The organism is Saccharothrix stipae (assembly GCF_054781895.1).
This window is the reverse complement of record NZ_BAAGTN010000001.1, coordinates 189,217-204,059: the sequence shown is the minus strand read 5'-3', so window position 1 is coordinate 204,059 and position 14,843 is coordinate 189,217. Positions and strand designations below refer to the sequence as shown.

Here is a 14,843-nt window from a genome sequence, read left to right as displayed (position 1 = left end):
GGGGGTCGGGGCGGCGCTCAGACGGGGCCGACGGGTTGGCGCAGGACCGTTCTGAGCTTCGCGGGCTCGCTCTTGCGGGGGTCGCCGACGTAGACCTCGTGGTGCAGGCCGGTCATCCGCAGGCCGTTGGCCCGCAGCCACTCGTCGTGCAGCCGGGCCAGCACCGGTCCTTCGTCGTCGTAGGGCCCGATGTGCAGGACTTGGGCGCTGCTCCCCTCGTGCAGGACTTCGCGGCGGACGTCGGCGAGGGCGGGCAGGTCCTTCTTGGCGGCGACGAGCCGGCGGGCGTCCGCGATGGCCTCCTCGGTGATCCAGTCGGGTTGGCTGATGAGCATCCGCCACTGCCAGGAGTCCTTGGCTCGGGTGGTGAAGACCTCCGGTCGGTCGGCCCACCACAGCCCTTCCAGCGGTGCGACGACGAGGTCGCGGCCGGCGCGCTTGCTCGCGAACTTGATCGCGTAGGCGACGGAGTAGAGCGCTTCGACGGCGTGGGCGTAGACGGCGCTGGTGTTGGGGTCGCCGTGCCCGTCGACGGCGATGAACTGCTGTTCGGGCACGTCGACGAGCGCCCAGTCGGTGTTCTTGGGCGCGTAGAGCTGCTTGAGCTCCCGCTTGACGTCGTAGCGGTCCGGGTTCACGGCCGGCCGTCCTCCTGGTCGGGTGCGTCGGCGAGTTCGGCCTGGTAGGCGGACAGCCAGCGCTGTTCGGCGTCGAGTTGGGCGAGCGAGTAGTCGAAGATCGCGCGGGCGAAGCCGGGTGCGTGGGGTTGGGCGGCGAGGGCCGTGCGGAGTTCCGCGATCTTGGCGGTGACCGCGTCGCCGCGGTGGGCGAGCGCGGCGCGGAGCCGGTCGGGTGGGATGACGGGTTGGTTGGCCAGCCCGACGAGGACGCGTGGGAACACCGGGTGGAGTTCGGCCACCGCCGCTTCGGCCGCCCGTGCGCAGGCTCGGCGTCCGTCCGGCGTGGGGCCGTAGACCTTGCGTGCCTTGCCCCGTCCCGGTCCCGGTGCGTCGATTTCGGCCACCAGGCCGCGGTCGCGCAGCTTGGCCAGCAGGTAGTAGATGGAGCTGAACCCGATCTCGGTCCACTCCCTCATCCCTCGTGCGGTGATCACCTCTTCGAGCTCGTATCCGTGCCGCGGTTTCTCCACCAGCAGGCCGAGCAGGGTGAGTTCGGCGGGGGTCAGCTCTGCGGACACCCGATTACTCTAGCACTAGGATAATCGCCGTTCCGCTACCGCAGTTGGTCGCGGCGGCGGGTCAGGTAGGCGGTCTCGGCGGTGTTGCCCGCCAGCTCGATGGCCCTGTCGTACGCCGCGCGCGACTGCCGGCCGAGGCCCAGCCGACGCAGCAGGTCGGCGCGGGTGGCGTGGTAGGGGTGGTAGCCGGCCAACCGGTGTTCCAGGCGGTCGACGGCCGCGAGTGCCACCTCCGGGCCGTCGAGCTCGGCGACCGCGATGGCCCGGTTGAGGGCGACGATCGGCGAGGGGTCGAGGCGGACGAGCTGGTCGTAGAGCGCGACGACCTGTGACCAGTCGGTGTCGCGGATGTCGCGGGCGGAGGTGTGCACGGCGTTGATCGCGGCGAGGATCTGGTAGCGCCCCGGAGCCACCCCGGCCGCCGCGGCGGCGAGGCGCTCGCGCACCAGCCGGTGGCCCTCGGCGATCAGCGCCGCGTCCCAGGCGCCGCGGTCCTGCTCGTCGAGGGCGACCAGTTCGCCGGTGGCCGAGATCCGGGCGGTGCGGCGGGCCTCGGTGAGCAGCATCAGCGCCAGCAGCCCGGCCACCTCGCCGTCCTGCGGCAGGAGCGCGCGGATCAGGCGGGTGAGCCGGATCGCCTCGGTGGTCAGGTCGTGCCGGACGGGGTCGGTGTCGGGGCCGCCGGCCAAGTAGCCCTCGTTGAAGACGAGGAACAGGACGGTGAGCACGCCGGAGACGCGGGCCGGGAGGTCCTCGGCGGACGGCACCCGGTAGGGGATGCGCGCCGCTTTGATCTTGGCCTTCGCGCGGGTGATGCGCTGCTCCATGGTGGTCGACCGGACCAGGAAGGCGCGGGCGATCTCGGGCACGGTCAGCCCGCCGACCATGCGCAGCGTCAGCGCCACGCGGGCCTCCGCGGCCAGCGCCGGGTGGCAGCAGGTGAAGATCAGGCGGAGCCGGTCGTCGTCGATGGCGCCGAGAGGCTCGGGCGGGGTGTCGTCGTGCAGCATCAGAGCCTCCCTGTGCCTGTCGTCGCGCTTGTTCTCGCGCCGGATCCGGTCGATGGCCTTGCGGTTGGCGGTGGTGGTCAGCCAGGCGCCGGGGTTGGGTGGCACGCCGTCGGACCGCCACCGCTCGACGGCGGTCGTGAACGCCTCGGCGGCGGCTTCCTCGGCGATGTCGAGGTCGCCGAATCGCCTGGTCAGCGCGGCGACCAGGCGGGCCCACCCGTCGCGGTGGGCCCGCGCGACCGCTTCCTCGACGTCGCTCACCGGAACGGCCGCACCTCGATCTTGCGATCGCAGATCCTCGACGCCTCGGCGGCGAGCTCGAGCGCCACGTCCAGGTCGGGGGCCTCCCACACCCAGACGCCGGCGAGGTACTCCTTCGACTCCACGAACGGCCCGTCGGTGAACACCGCCTGCTCGCCCCGGTTGTCGACGACCGTGGCCGCCTCGGTGTCCGCGAGTCCGCCGGCGAAGACCCAGTGGCCCTCGGCGATGAGTCGTTCGTTGAACGCGCTGATGGCGGGTTGCCGGTCCGTGCGGCCGGGGTCGTCCTTGTCGTCGATCACGGAAACCAGGTACTGCATCTGCGGATCATCTCCTGTGGTGTCGGGACTGCGGGGTTGGTCGGGGACTTCAGGCGGTGGCGTACCGGGGGCGCGCGCCCGTGTTCTCCCAGCGCGCCGCGTTGAGCGCGGTCGGGGCAACGTGCTCGGGGGTCTCGTCGTCGCCCGTGCCCCGGGTCGTGGTCGTCGGCTTCATGATCGCGGTTCCCCTGCCTGGCGCCGCCCCGTGTGGGCGGCCTCATCCCTGCTACGAGCGGCACCGCCCCGATCCGACACCGGACCTTCCGGAATTCTTGAGGATCTCCGAATCGTTGGCATGGCCAACAAGTGGGTAGACTGCGGTCGCATGGAGACTTCAGGCGCGCCCCTGCGGCTGCGCGGCGCGGCGAGTTGGCTGCTGGGCCAGGCCACGACCCACGCGCACCGGCTCGTGTCGGAGGCGTTGGGCGCGGTCGACGCGCGGCGCTACCACTACTCGCTGCTGGCCGCGCTGGACGAGTTCGGCCCGGCCAGCCAGGCGGACCTCGGGCGGCGGGGCGGGCTGGACCGCAGCGACGTGGTGGCCACCGTCAACGAGCTCGCGGACAAGGGGTTCGTGGAGCGCAGGCCGGATCCCGGCGACAAGCGGCGCAACATCGTGACCGTCACCCCGTCGGGGGTGGCGCACCTGCGTCACCTGGACCGGGTGCTGGGGCAGGCTCAGGACGCGTTGCTGGCGCCGTTGTCGGCGGCCGAGCGGGAGGAGTTGGTGCGGGTGTTGAACGTGGTCTTGGCGCACCACGGATGACCGGGTCGATGCGGGCGGTCGTGGTGAGCGGGCCGGGTCCGGTGGAGGACCTGGCCGTGGCGGAGCGGCCGGTTCCGAGATTTTTCCGCCGTGGTGTCGATGTGGTCGCGCGCCGTTCGTGTGGAGGGTGCGTCAGACCCGACCTGAGGAGCACGAGATGACCCAGTACTTGATCAGCGTGATCGAGCCGACCGGCTACGACATCCCCGAGCCGGCGGCCTTGGAGCGGATCATGAAGGACGTGCAGGCGGTGGACGCCGACATGCGCGAGGCGGGCGTGTGGGTGTTCGCGGGCGGTCTGCACGCCCCGGAGACGGCGACCACGCTGCGTCCGCAGGCGAACGGCGAGCTCGTCGTCACCGACGGCCCGTTCACCGAGAGCAAGGAGCACATCGGCGGGTTCAACATCATCGACGTGCCGGACCTGGACGCGGCGCTGGAGTGGGGCCGCCGGATGAGCGTGGCGTGCGAGCTGCCGGTCGAGGTGCGGCCGTTCCAGGACTTCCCCGGCTGACGACGTGACGGCGGTCGAGCGGGTCTTCCGGGCCGAGTACGGCCGGTCGGTGGCCGTCCTGGTCCGCGTCTTCGGCGACATCGCGATCGCCGAGGAGGCGGTCCAGGACGCGTTCGCCGAGGCGGTGCGGCGCTGGCCGGAGACCGGTGTGCCGCCGAGCCCGGCCGGCTGGATCATCACCACGGCCCGCAACCGGGCGATCGACCGGCTGCGCCGGGAGTCCAAGCGCGACGACCGGCAGGCCCAGGCCGCGCTGCTGCACGTGCGCGACGACGCGGTGGAGGTGGACGCGGTGGGCGACGAGCGGCTGCGGTTGATCTTCACGTGCTGCCACCCGGCGCTGAACCCGGCGGCCCGGGTGGCGCTGACGTTGCGGCTGCTGGGCGGGTTGTCCACGGCGGAGATCGCGCGGGCGTTCCTGGTGCCCGAGACCACCATGGCGCAGCGGTTGGTGCGGGCCAAGGCGAAGATCCGCGACGCCCGGATCCCCTACCGGGTGCCGGGCGAGCGGGAGTTGCCCGGCCGGCTGCGTGCCGTGCTGGCGGTGGTGTACCTGGTGTTCAACGAGGGCTACTCGGCGAGCTCGGGTGGCGCGTTGGTGCGCGAGGAGCTGTGCGCGGAGGCGGTGCGGCTGGGGCGGGTGCTGGCGGAGCTGATGCCCGACGAGCCGGAGGTCGTCGGGCTGCTGGCGCTGATGCTGCTGCTGCACGCCCGGAGCCCGGCGCGCACCGGCCCGGACGGCGACCTGGTGCGGTTGGCCGACCAGGACCGAGCGTGCTGGGACCGGGCGATGCTGGCCGAGGGGCGCGCGCTGGTGCGGTGGTGCCTGCGCCGCGACCGGCCCGGCCCGTACCAGGTGCAGGCCGCGATCAACGCCGTGCACAGCGACCCGCCGCCGACGGACTGGACCCAGGTGGTGCGGCTGTACGACCACCTGCTGGCGTTGACGCCCAGCCCGGTGGTGGCGTTGAACCGGGCCGTCGCGGTGGCCGAGGTCGACGGCCCGGAGGCGGCGTTGGCGTTGGTCGACGCCCTGGCGCCGGGCAACTCGCCGATGGCGGGCTACCACCCGTTCCACGCCGTGCGCGCCGACCTGCTGCGCCGCCTGGGCCGGGACGCCGAGGCGGCGCGGGCCTACCGGCGGGCGTTGGACCTGGCCGGGAACGACGCCGAGCGCGACCTTTTGCGGCGTCGGCTCGGCGCGGTCACCGGGCCGGCGCACGGGGCCGATTAGCGGCGCGTCGCGCGACGTGATCGGTAATGCACCCGGGATTTGCGGGTGCATCGGAATCCAATTCATTTTCGGCTCGTCGCGTCCGACGTGGAACTACTCGCGGAACCGACGCCGTAGATCCCCTCGCCCGATCGCCGTCCCGGTGACCGCTGCTGCCGACGGGGGTGCACCATGCGTCCATTCGGGGTACGGCGGTATCGATCCTTGCTGCTAGAGGAGTAATCTCTTGGTACACACCCCAGACCTCGGTGACGTGAACATCCGCCAGGACCGCGGATCCACGAACCGGGGTTTTTCTGTGTGTGCATGAAGCGGACGCCGGCAGTCAGGCCACTGCGGCGGCGCGTGAATCGCACGAACCCCATCCCGCCGGCGCGCGCCGCGCCGTGCGAGCCACCGCTGGTAATAATTTCCAAGGAATGCAGCCATGAGAATTCATCAGAGTCGGATCCACCGGAGAATCGTCGCCACGCTGGCCGGGGTCCTCGTGATCCCCGCCTGGTGGGCGGTCACCTCCCCCGCCGCCCATGCCGCCGTCGACTGCGTGGTGAGCGCCGGCGTGACCCAGACCGACACGGTCGTGACCGGGACTCCCGGCAACGACACGATCGACTGCGGCGGCACGAACCCCGCCAAGACGATCAACGGCAACGCCGGCAACGACACCATCACCGGCTCGGACTTCGACGACACGATCAACGGCGGTGACGGCAACGACACCCTCACCGGCGGTACCGGCGCCGACACCCTCCAGGGCGGCTTGGGCATCGACACGATCTCCGGCAGCGCCGGCAACGACACCCTCGTCGGCGCTGCCAACGACGGCAGCCAGGACAGCCTCGACGGCGGCCTCGGCACCGACACCTGCCAGGGCCCCGCGCCGGACCCCGACATCCACGCGAGCTGCGAGAACACGAGCACGCCGCCGGGATCGGGTCCGGGCTCGGGCCTGGGCAACGCGACCGCGCTGTGCATCGCGACCGGCGGCGTCCTCTCCGTCACCGTGAACCCGGTGGGGTACGTCTGCGTGTTCGACCCCCTCAACCCGGCCAACCGCCGCGTCCCGGAAGCCCGGAGGATCTGCACCGGTGCCGGCGGGACGTTCGTGAGCCTGCTCCCGCTGAGCTACTCCTGCCTGCTGCCGACCACGCCGTAGGTCATCCGTTCCACCGGTCGACCCTGGCTCGTTACCCGACGAGAGTCGCGTGACGAGCCAGGGTCGACCAGCCGCTAGCGCAGTTGCCGGATCAGGTCGGCCACCTCCCGCGGGGTGAAGTCCAGCGACACCACGCCGATGGTCAGCTCGATGCTGCACCGCGCCGGGTCGGGCGTGGCCTTGGGGTGCTGGGGCAGTTCGACGCCGGTCTCGGCGAGGATCCGCCGCGCGGCGGCGGCGACGGCGTCCTTCGGCGCCGGGATGTGGACGTGGAACAGCGGCGTCTGCGGCACCTCGGGGCGGGTGGTGGCGTAGCCGTCGGCGTTGATGGCGGCGGCCACGGCCACGGCGTGGTCGCGGAACTCGGCCATCCTCGGCAGCACCTCGTCCAGCCCGGCCAGGGCGGTGACCGCGGCGGGCCAGGAGTCCGGGGTCGCGCCGCCGAGCCTGCGCCGCCACACCGACGCGGCGTCGATGGTGGCCCGGTCACCCGCGAGGACCGCGCCCCGCACGCCTTCGAGGCCCTTGTAGAGGGAGACGTAGACGGTGTCGAACAGGCCGGCGATCTCGGCGAACGGCCGGTTGTAGCCGGTCTGCGCCTCCCAGAGCCGGGCGCCGTCCATGTGCGCCGCCGCGCCGCGGTCGCGGGCCCACGCGGTCTGCGCGACCAGGTCCTCCCAGGTGGGCAGGAGGCCGCCGATGTCGCGTTGCGGCAGTTCCAGCAGCAGGGCGGCGAGCGGTTCGCGGACCTCGGCGAGGTCGTCGAGGGTGATCAGGCCGTGGTGGTCGCCGACGGCCTTGTGGCGCAGGCCGTGCACCGCGTGGTAGCCCCCGTCCTCCCAGACGGCGAGGTGGCATTGGGGGTGCGCGGCGAACGTGCGGCGGCCGGTGCGTTCGGCGTGCACGCGCAGCGCGGTCTGCTGGGCCATGGTGCCGGTGGGGAAGAACAGGGCGGCCGGTGTGCCGAGCAGGTCGGCGATCCGCCGTTCCAGCTGCGCGGTCGGCTCGTCCGCGATGGTGCCGGGCGGCACGCGGTCGAGCATGCGGCGCAGCACCGCGTGCGGTTCCCGGCGGAGCCGGGAGTGCTGGACCAGGGAACGCCGGATCTCGGGTGTCATGGCGGAAGTCTGAGCGTTGTCGCCAGTAATGTGCAACAACCGGTGACCGGTCACCTGACCGATTCGAGCGCCCCGACGGCGCGCCTAGCGTCGTCGGCATGGATCCGGCCCGCACCGACTCCGCGCTCGTCCTGCTCCACCACGGCTCCGTGCCGTTCGAACCACGCCCGGCCGGGTTGCTGGACGTGGTTCGGCTGGAGCACCTGGACGGTGGCGAGGTCGTCACGTTCTCGCAGTGGTCCGGCCCGGCCGAGGCCGGCGGCGCGACCGCCTACCGCCGGTACCGGTCCACCGGCCTGGCCTCCCCCGACCGGCCGGTCGGGTGCGTGGTGCTGGTGTCGGTGCGGTTCGACCGGCCCGGGATCGCCGAGGAGTGGGTCGACCTGGTGTTCTCGGCGTTGGCGGCGGAACGGGAGCCGCACCCGGGCGGGATCTCCGGGCACTTCCACGTCAGCGTGGACGGGACGCGCGTGCTCAACTACGCGGAGTGGACGTCGGCGCGGGCGCACCGCGACGCGATGGCACGCGGCAACGGATCGGTGGGTGTGTCGCCGGCGTGGCGACGGGTGCACTCCTTCGCGGGCTTCGAGGAGAGCGACGTCCGGCGGTACCGGGTCGTCGACGGGTGATAATGGCCCCATGGGGAAGACCTATGAACGGATCGACGGACGTCTGCGCGAGTTCATCGAGCAGCAGCCGGTGTTCTTCACCGCGACCGCGCCGCTGTCGGCCGACGGGCACGTGAACCTCTCGCCGAAGGGCCGCCGCGGCACCTGGCGGGTGCTGGACGAGCGGCGGGTGGCGTACCTGGACTTCGGCGGCAGCCACGCCGAGACGATCGCGCACCTGCGGGAGAACGGCCGGATCACGCTCATGTGGTGCGCGTTCGACGGTCCGCCGAACATCGTGCGCGTGCACGGCACCGGTGAGCCGGTGTTCCGGGACGACCCGAGGTTCGCCGAGCTGGTGGCCGGGTTCGGCGACGCCGACGGGCCCGCGTTGCGCGCGGTCGTGGTGGTGACCGCCAAGCTGATCAGCGACACCTGCGGCTTCGCGGTGCCGTTCCTGGACTACCGGGGTGAGCGGACGCTGCACGCGGACTACTTCGGCCGCAAGTCCGACGAGGAGTTCTCCGCGTACTGCGAGGGCAAGGACTTCAACGCGGTCAGCATGGACGGCCTGCCCGCCCTGCCGCTGCCCCTGCCGCCGCGCTAGCGGTCCGGCGTCCCGGACCCGCCGGAAAGAGGCCCTGATGGAGATCCGTCGTCGGCTCCATCAGGGGTGGGTGTGTCACCCGATGAGCTCGGACCGATGAGGCCGTACCGGCCGGTCGGGTCCAATCGCGTCCCGATTGGTGGATTTTCGATCTACGCTGTCTGAGCGGGGAGTGGCGCCGATCACCTCGGGAAGGGGGCGGTCGTGCTGGTCGAGGCTCAGCGGAACCGCGCGGCCCTGCGCCGGGTGACCGGCCTTGCCCGCAGCACGCCGGGCAGGTTGAGCCTGCTGGCCCTGCTGCTGATCCTGGTGAGCCTGCTGGTGGGGGCGTCGACCGCGACGTCGGTGCAGCGCCGGTCGGAGGCGCTGGAGGCGTTGGCCGACCGCAACGAGCCGCTGGCGTTCGCCGCCCAGGAGGTCTACCGGGCGATGGCCGACGCGGACGCCACCGCGTCCAGCGCGTTCCTGTCCGGCGGGGTGGAGTCCTCGACGCTGCGCGGGCGGTACGAGGCGGACGTGGCGAAGGCGGCCGCGGCGTTGTCGGCGGCGACCAGCGAGATCACCCGCTCCCCCGAGCTGACCGAGGCCCTGTCGACGTTGTCGGGCCAGTTGCCGGTCTACACGGGCCTGGTGGAGACGGCCCGCGCGCACAACCGGCAGGGCAACCCGGTGGGCGCGGCGTACCTGCGGGAGGCGTCCACGCTGATGCGCACGCGGTTGCTGCCGGCGGCGCAGGAGCTGTACGGGGTGGAGACCGGCAACGTGGTGCGGGGCCTGGAGGACGCCGGGTCGCTGCCGTGGCTGGAGTTCCTGATGGGCGCGGGCGCGCTGGCGGTGCTGGTGCTCGCGCAGCGGTACCTGACCCGACGGACGAACCGGGTGCTCAACCCCGGGCTGGTGGTGGCGACCGCGTTGACCGCGATCTCGTTGCTGTGGGTGTTGGTGTCGAGCCTGCTCGTGGTTTACAACGCCTCGGCCAGCAAGAACGAGGCGACGCTGGTCGACCTGCTCGCGCGGGCCCGGATCGCGACGTTGACCGCGCGCGGCGACGAGACGTTGACGCTGGTGGCGCGGGGCAGCGGCACGATCTACGAGGCGGAGTTCGTCGAGGCGGACAAGGCGTTGGACGAGCTGCTGGGGCGGGTGCGGGCGACCGAGGGCGCGCCGCCGGTGGCCGAGGCGGTCGAGCACCACGCGCAGTGGCAGCAGGCGCACCGCCGGATCCGCGAGGCCGACGACGCCGGGGACCACACCGCGGCGGTGGCGTTGGCGCTCGGTCCGGACGAGGCGGGCGCGGCCACGGCGTTCGACGCGTTGGACTCCGACCTGGTGGAGGCCATCGGCGCGGCGCGGGCGGAGTTGACCGACGCGATCGGGCGGGCGCGGGCCGCGTTGGGCGGCGTGGTGCCCGCGGTGGCGGTGTTGGCGTTGCTGGCCGCGGCGGCGTCGACGTTCGGGTTGTGGCAGCGGTTGAAGGAGTACCGATGAGACGGCTGCGCGCGGTGCCCGCCCTGCTGTTGGCGTCGGTGCTCGCGGCGTGCGCGCCGGTGCCCAGTGCCGCGCCGCCGATCGGCGGTGGTTCGGCGGTGCCGCCGCGCCCGGCGGAGGCGGTGGAGCTGACCGCGCCGCCCAGCACGGCGGAGGTGCCGCCCGCGTCGTGCGACCCGACGGCGAGCCTGCGCCCGACCGGTGCGCTGCCCGCGCCGGGGCAGATGCCGGGCGGGTCGACCATGGCGCGCGTCCAGGCGCGGGGCCGGCTGATCGCGGGGGTGGACCAGAACACGTACCTGATGGGGTTCCGCAACCCGTTCTCCGGCGAGTTGGAGGGTTTCGACGTCGACCTGGCGCGCGAGGTCGCGCGGGCGATCTTCGGCGACCCGGGCGCGATCCAGTTCAAGGTGCTCACCTCCGAGCAGCGCATCCCCACGTTGGAGCGGGGCGAGGTCGACATCGTGGTGCGCACCATGACGGTGACCTGCGAGCGCTGGCAGAAGGTCAACTTCTCGACCGTGTACCTGCAGGCGGGCCAGCGGGTGCTGGTGCCGTCGAACTCCGAGGTGACGGGCATCGAGTCGCTGGGCGGCAAGCGGGTGTGCGCGACGAAGGGGTCCAGTTCGCTGGTCGCCGTGGCGACCGCGCCGTCGGGGCCGGTGCCGGTGTCGGTGCCGAACTGGACGGACTGCCTGGTGATGTTGCAGCAGGGCCAGGTGGACGCGATCTCCACCGACGACACGATCCTGGCCGGTTTCGCCGCGCAGGACCCCTACACGAAGGTGGTGGGCCCGCAGTTCACCGCCGAGCCGTACGGGATGGCGTTCCCGAAGGCGGACGAGGACTTCGTGCGGTTCGTCAACGCGCTGCTGGAGCGGCTGCGGGCGGACGGCACGTGGACGCGGCTGCACGAGCGGTGGCTGGGTCCCGCCCCGGCCGCGCCCGTCGCGGTGTACCGGGATTGACATGGACGGTCTGGACGCGGAGTTGGCGGAGTCGCTGCGGGAGAGCGACCGGGTGGCCGGGTCGTTGCTGGCGATGGAGGACCACCCCGGGCACCGCCTGCTGCGCGGCGCCGAGCTGACCGGTGCGACGGCGCGGCGGTGGCGGGCGGCGAACGCGGGCATGGTGCGGCTGTGGGAGTGGTTCGACGCCTACCGGGCGCTGCTGCGGCAGGCGTCGGACACCCGTGACCCGGCCGAGCTGGAGCGGCTGCTGCGTGGGCCGGCGATCGCCCTGCACGAGCGGGAGGCGGCGGTGCGGACGTTGACCGGCCCGGCGGTGGTCGCCGAACGGGTCACGCTGCGTGCGCTGGTGGCCCGGATGAAGACGGAGTACGCCGAGGTCACGGCCGTGCTGGCGGAGGCGCACGAGGCGTGGACGCGGCGGTTGGAGCAGCTGGACCCGGTGGCCGGGCAGCTGGCCGGGATCGACGTGCCGGCGGCGCGGCGGCTGCGGGCGGAGGTGGCGCGGGCGCACGCCCGCGCGGTGGCGGACCCGTTGACGCCGGACCCGGCGGTGGCGGACCTGGTCGCGCGGGTGGCGTCGCTGAGCGCGCTGCACCGGACGTTCGAGGACCGTGCGGCGGCCGTGGCGCGGCGGGTCGCCGAGGTGGAGTCGGTCCGGGCGCGGGCCCGGGAGGTGCGGGCGGTGGTCGTGGCGGAGATCGCCGGTCACCACCCGCCGGTGCCCGGCGGTGACGTGGCCGGGGCACTCGACGGGCTGCGCGCGCGTTTTCCGGACGTGGCGGAATCGGACGTGGCCGCGGTGGAGACGGCGGTGGGCGTGGCGCTGGACGGGGCGCGGGAGGTGTTGGCGCACCTGACCGGGTCGCTGGAGCGACGCGCGGAGCTGCGCGGCCGGTTGGACGCCTACCGGGCGAAGGCCACCGGGCGGGGTTTCGCCGAGGACGCGGAGCTGTCGGCGCTGCACCGGCGGGCCCGGGACGTGCTGTCGGGCGCGCCGTGCGACCTGTCGGCGGGCACGGTGGCGGTGCGGCGGTACCAGCGGGCGGTGCTGGCCAGGACGGAGGCCCGATGAGGACGTGTCCACGTGCCGGTTGCGACGGGACGATCGAAGACGACGGTTTCTGCGACTTGTGCGGCCTGGAGGCGCCCGCGCCGGCCGCCGTGCCCGCGACCGGGGCGGGTGCCCGGTCCTCGACCGGGCAGGGCACGTCCGCCGTTGTGGCGGGTGGAGCGGCTGTCGGCGTCGTCGGCGCGAGCTCTGGTGTTGCGATGGGCTCTGGTGCTGCGACGGGCGTTGGGGACGCGGCGCGCCCTGGTCCGGCGAACGCGGGTGGTCCGGGTGCGGGCTCGCATGGGGGTCCGGGTGCCGACAGCGGCCCGGTGACGGGCGCGTACAGCGGGCCCGCGACCGGCCCGGACACCGGTCCCGGCACGGCGCCGTGGTCGGCCTCGGCGTCGTCGGCGGGCCGGACGCGGCGGGCGTCGGCGTCGACCCGGTCGTCGGGGCGCGGCCGGTTGGGCGCGGGGCTGGTGGAGGTGCCGCGGGTGCCGTACCGGGATCCGAAGGTCGCGGTGCTGACCGACCCGGAGGTGCCGGAGGCGAAGCGGTTCTGCTCCAGCTGCGGCAAGGAGGTCGGTCGCGGCCGTGAGGGCCGGCCCGGCCGGGTGGAGGGGTTCTGCGCGCACTGCGGGCACCACTACTCGTTCACGCCGAAGCTGGCGCCCGGCGAGGTGCTGCACGACCAGTACGAGGTGCTGGGGTGCCTGGCGCACGGCGGGTTGGGCTGGATCTACCTGGCGGCCGACCACGCGGTCAGCGACCGGTGGGTGGTGCTGAAGGGTCTGCTGGACTCCGGTGACGCGGACGCGATGGCCGCGGCGATGGCGGAGCGCCGGTTCCTGGCCGAGGTGGAGCACCCGAACATCGTGAAGATCCACAACTTCGTGCGGCACGCCGACCGGGCCAGTGGCGAGCTGGTCGACTACATCGTGATGGAGTACGTCGGCGGCACGTCGGTCAAGGAGATGATCAAGCAGTTGCGGGCCGACGGCACGGGCACCGAGTCGTTGCCGGTGCCGCAGGCGATCGCCTACGCGCTGGAGGTGCTGCCCGCGCTGGGCTACCTGCACGGGGTGGGCCTGCTGTACTGCGACTTCAAGCCGGACAACGTGATCCAGACCGAGGAGCAGTTGAAGCTGATCGACCTGGGCGCGGTGCGGCGCATCGACGACCGCCACTCCCCCATCTACGGCACGATCGGCTACCAGGCGCCGGAGATCGGCCGGGACGGCCCGTCGGTGGCCTCCGACCTGTACACGGTGGGTCGGGCGTTGGCGGTGATGAGCTTCCAGTTCGACTTCCGGGGCCGGTACAAGGAGTCGTTGCCCGACCCGGAGGAGCAGCCGTTGCTGCGCCGGCACGACTCGTTGCACCGGTTCCTGCTGCGGGCCACGCACCCGGACCCGGAGCAGCGGTTCGCCACGGCCGAGGAGATGGCCGAGCAGCTGACCGGTGTGCTGCGGGAGGTGTTGGCGCAGCAGGACGGTGCGCCGCGGCCGGGTGTGTCGCGGCAGTTCACGCCGGAGCGGCGGGCGTTCGGCACGGAGGGCGGGCTGGACCTGCGGGCGGCGGCGACGGGGTTGCCGGTGCCTCAGGTGGACACCTCCGACGCGGCGGCCGGGTTCCTGGCCACGGCCGCGACCACGGGTGATCCCGATCAGGTGGTGGCGGCGTTGCGGGTGGCTCCGGTGCAGACGGTGGAGGTGCGGTTGCAGGTGGTGCGGGCGTTGATCGAGGCGGGCCGGGTCGCCGAGGCGGTGGGCGAGCTGGACGCGTTGGCCTCGCCGTTCGACCCGGACGACCCGCAGACGCCCGCGCCGGACGACTGGCGGCCGGGCTGGTACCGGGGTGTGGCCGCGTTGGTGGACAGCCGGGAGGACCGGGCGCGGGCCGAGCAGGCGCGGGCGGCGTTCGAGCAGGTGCGTGACGCGTTGCCGGGTGAGGCGGCGCCGAAGCTGGCGGTGGCGGTGTGCGCGGAGTCGCTGGGTGACCGCGACGCGGCGGCGGCCGGGTACGAGGTGGTGTGGCGGACCGACCACGCGTACGTGTCGGCGGCGTTCGGGCTGGCCAGGGTGTTGTTGGCGCGGGGCGACCGGGAGGCGGCGGTGACCGTGCTGCACCGCGTGCCCGACACGTCGATCCACCACGTGGCGGCGCAGGTGGCGGCGGTGCGGGCGCAGCTCGGCGCGGCCCGCGACCGCGCGGGCGGGACCGATGCGCTGGCGGAGGTGATGGCGGCCGGTGCGAGGCTGTCGGGGTTGGAGTTGGACGTGGCGAGGCGGGCCGGGTTGACCGTGGAGTTGTTGGGTGTGGCGTTGGAGTCGTTGCCGGGCAACGGGTCGGCGCCCGCGGGGAGGCTGTTGGACTGCGAGGTGAGCGAGTCGGGTCTGCGGTTGGGCCTGGAGCGCTGCTACCGGCAGTTGGCGCGGCTGGCCGACACCCCGGAGGAACGCATCGCACTCGTCGACCGCGCGAACGCGGTCCGGCCCAGGACGTTGGTGTAGCTGATGGAGTCTTGTCCGGGGTGCGCGT

Annotated in this window: 16 protein-coding genes; 10 read left to right on the top strand and 6 right to left on the bottom strand. The window is 73.2% G+C overall.

Annotated features, from left to right (window positions below):
- Positions 1–17: 17 nt before the first annotated feature.
- From ACYVLT_RS00880 to ACYVLT_RS00860, 5 genes are read right to left on the bottom strand one after another with little or no spacing between them, the layout of a single operon-like run.
- Positions 18–638: a GyrI-like domain-containing protein gene (locus ACYVLT_RS00880; RefSeq protein WP_461118112.1), complete on the bottom strand. Its 621-nt coding sequence runs from the start codon at positions 636–638 to the stop codon at positions 18–20.
- Entirely contained in the window at positions 635–1,198 is a 564-nt protein-coding gene (locus ACYVLT_RS00875) for a PadR family transcriptional regulator (protein ID WP_461118111.1), read from the bottom strand. Before ACYVLT_RS00875 ends, ACYVLT_RS00880 begins: the two co-directional genes overlap by 4 nt.
- Positions 1,199–1,233: 35 nt before the next feature.
- A complete protein-coding gene (locus ACYVLT_RS00870) occupies positions 1,234–2,469 on the bottom strand; it encodes an RNA polymerase sigma factor (RefSeq protein WP_461118110.1) in 1,236 nt (411 codons plus the stop codon).
- Positions 2,466–2,789, bottom strand: coding sequence for a YciI family protein (locus ACYVLT_RS00865; protein WP_461118109.1), 324 nt, complete (start codon positions 2,787–2,789; stop codon positions 2,466–2,468). Before ACYVLT_RS00865 ends, ACYVLT_RS00870 begins: the two co-directional genes overlap by 4 nt.
- Positions 2,790–2,838: 49 nt before the next feature.
- Positions 2,839–2,964 (bottom strand): hypothetical protein, encoded by a 126-nt coding sequence (locus ACYVLT_RS00860; protein WP_461118108.1) that lies wholly within the window; start codon positions 2,962–2,964, stop codon positions 2,839–2,841.
- 150 nt (positions 2,965–3,114) lie between these two features.
- Here ACYVLT_RS00860 and ACYVLT_RS00855 point away from each other — a divergent pair, with 150 nt between their 5' ends.
- The 4 genes from ACYVLT_RS00855 to ACYVLT_RS00840 all read left to right on the top strand — a co-directional run bounded on the left by ACYVLT_RS00855 (position 3,115) and on the right by ACYVLT_RS00840 (position 6,459).
- Entirely contained in the window at positions 3,115–3,555 is a 441-nt protein-coding gene (locus ACYVLT_RS00855; protein ID WP_461118107.1) for a MarR family winged helix-turn-helix transcriptional regulator, read from the top strand.
- Between the two features lie 157 nt (positions 3,556–3,712).
- On the top strand, positions 3,713–4,069 hold the full coding sequence (locus tag ACYVLT_RS00850) for a YciI family protein (RefSeq protein WP_461118106.1): 357 nt from the start codon (positions 3,713–3,715) through the stop codon (positions 4,067–4,069).
- A gap of 4 nt (positions 4,070–4,073) precedes the next feature.
- On the top strand, positions 4,074–5,303 hold the full coding sequence (locus ACYVLT_RS00845) for an RNA polymerase sigma factor (protein ID WP_461118105.1): 1,230 nt from the start codon (positions 4,074–4,076) through the stop codon (positions 5,301–5,303).
- A 427-nt stretch (positions 5,304–5,730) separates the two neighbouring features.
- Positions 5,731–6,459 carry a calcium-binding protein gene (locus tag ACYVLT_RS00840; protein WP_461118104.1) on the top strand — a complete coding sequence of 243 codons (729 nt, stop codon included), beginning with the start codon at positions 5,731–5,733 and terminating at the stop codon, positions 6,457–6,459.
- A gap of 74 nt (positions 6,460–6,533) precedes the next feature.
- Here the strand turns inward: ACYVLT_RS00840 and ACYVLT_RS00835 are convergent, their stop codons facing one another.
- Positions 6,534–7,577, bottom strand: a complete 1,044-nt coding sequence (locus ACYVLT_RS00835) for a threonine aldolase family protein (protein WP_461118103.1) — start codon at positions 7,575–7,577, stop codon at positions 6,534–6,536.
- 98 nt (positions 7,578–7,675) lie between these two features.
- Here ACYVLT_RS00835 and ACYVLT_RS00830 point away from each other — a divergent pair, with 98 nt between their 5' ends.
- The 6 genes from ACYVLT_RS00830 (at position 7,676) to ACYVLT_RS00805 (ending at position 14,815) form a co-directional block, all read left to right on the top strand.
- Positions 7,676–8,206 (top strand): hypothetical protein, encoded by a 531-nt coding sequence (locus ACYVLT_RS00830; RefSeq protein ID WP_461118102.1) that lies wholly within the window; start codon positions 7,676–7,678, stop codon positions 8,204–8,206.
- 10 nt (positions 8,207–8,216) lie between these two features.
- A complete protein-coding gene (locus tag ACYVLT_RS00825) occupies positions 8,217–8,792 on the top strand; it encodes a pyridoxamine 5'-phosphate oxidase family protein (RefSeq protein ID WP_461118101.1) in 576 nt (191 codons plus the stop codon).
- 204 nt (positions 8,793–8,996) lie between these two features.
- Positions 8,997–10,280, top strand: coding sequence for a hypothetical protein (locus tag ACYVLT_RS00820; RefSeq protein ID WP_461118100.1), 1,284 nt, complete (start codon positions 8,997–8,999; stop codon positions 10,278–10,280).
- Positions 10,277–11,248, top strand: coding sequence for a glutamate ABC transporter substrate-binding protein (locus ACYVLT_RS00815; RefSeq protein ID WP_461118099.1), 972 nt, complete (start codon positions 10,277–10,279; stop codon positions 11,246–11,248). Before ACYVLT_RS00820 ends, ACYVLT_RS00815 begins: the two co-directional genes overlap by 4 nt.
- Position 11,249: 1 nt before the next feature.
- The gene (locus ACYVLT_RS00810) at positions 11,250–12,323 is read left to right on the top strand and encodes a hypothetical protein (protein WP_461118098.1); all 1,074 of its coding nucleotides are present in this window, start codon (positions 11,250–11,252) and stop codon (positions 12,321–12,323) included.
- Positions 12,320–14,815 (top strand): serine/threonine-protein kinase, encoded by a 2,496-nt coding sequence (locus ACYVLT_RS00805; RefSeq protein ID WP_461118097.1) that lies wholly within the window; start codon positions 12,320–12,322, stop codon positions 14,813–14,815. Before ACYVLT_RS00810 ends, ACYVLT_RS00805 begins: the two co-directional genes overlap by 4 nt.
- Positions 14,816–14,843 lie beyond the last annotated feature (28 nt).

What these genes read in the sequence shown, in the direction of transcription:
- ACYVLT_RS00825 (WP_461118101.1), top strand. Translation starts at nt 8,217, where the DNA reads ATGGGGAAGACCTATGAACGGATCGACGGACGTCTGCGCGAGTTCATC.
- ACYVLT_RS00810 (WP_461118098.1), top strand. Translation starts at nt 11,250, where the DNA reads ATGGACGGTCTGGACGCGGAGTTGGCGGAGTCGCTGCGGGAGAGCGAC.
- ACYVLT_RS00805 (WP_461118097.1), top strand. Translation starts at nt 12,320, where the DNA reads ATGAGGACGTGTCCACGTGCCGGTTGCGACGGGACGATCGAAGACGAC.
- ACYVLT_RS00830 (WP_461118102.1), top strand. Translation starts at nt 7,676, where the DNA reads ATGGATCCGGCCCGCACCGACTCCGCGCTCGTCCTGCTCCACCACGGC.
- ACYVLT_RS00815 (WP_461118099.1), top strand. Translation starts at nt 10,277, where the DNA reads ATGAGACGGCTGCGCGCGGTGCCCGCCCTGCTGTTGGCGTCGGTGCTC.
- ACYVLT_RS00855 (WP_461118107.1), top strand. Translation starts at nt 3,115, where the DNA reads ATGGAGACTTCAGGCGCGCCCCTGCGGCTGCGCGGCGCGGCGAGTTGG.
- ACYVLT_RS00860 (WP_461118108.1), bottom strand. Translation starts at nt 2,964, where the DNA reads ATGAAGCCGACGACCACGACCCGGGGCACGGGCGACGACGAGACCCCC.
- ACYVLT_RS00835 (WP_461118103.1), bottom strand. Translation starts at nt 7,577, where the DNA reads ATGACACCCGAGATCCGGCGTTCCCTGGTCCAGCACTCCCGGCTCCGC.
- ACYVLT_RS00850 (WP_461118106.1), top strand. Translation starts at nt 3,713, where the DNA reads ATGACCCAGTACTTGATCAGCGTGATCGAGCCGACCGGCTACGACATC.
- ACYVLT_RS00840 (WP_461118104.1), top strand. Translation starts at nt 5,731, where the DNA reads ATGAGAATTCATCAGAGTCGGATCCACCGGAGAATCGTCGCCACGCTG.
- ACYVLT_RS00865 (WP_461118109.1), bottom strand. Translation starts at nt 2,789, where the DNA reads ATGCAGTACCTGGTTTCCGTGATCGACGACAAGGACGACCCCGGCCGC.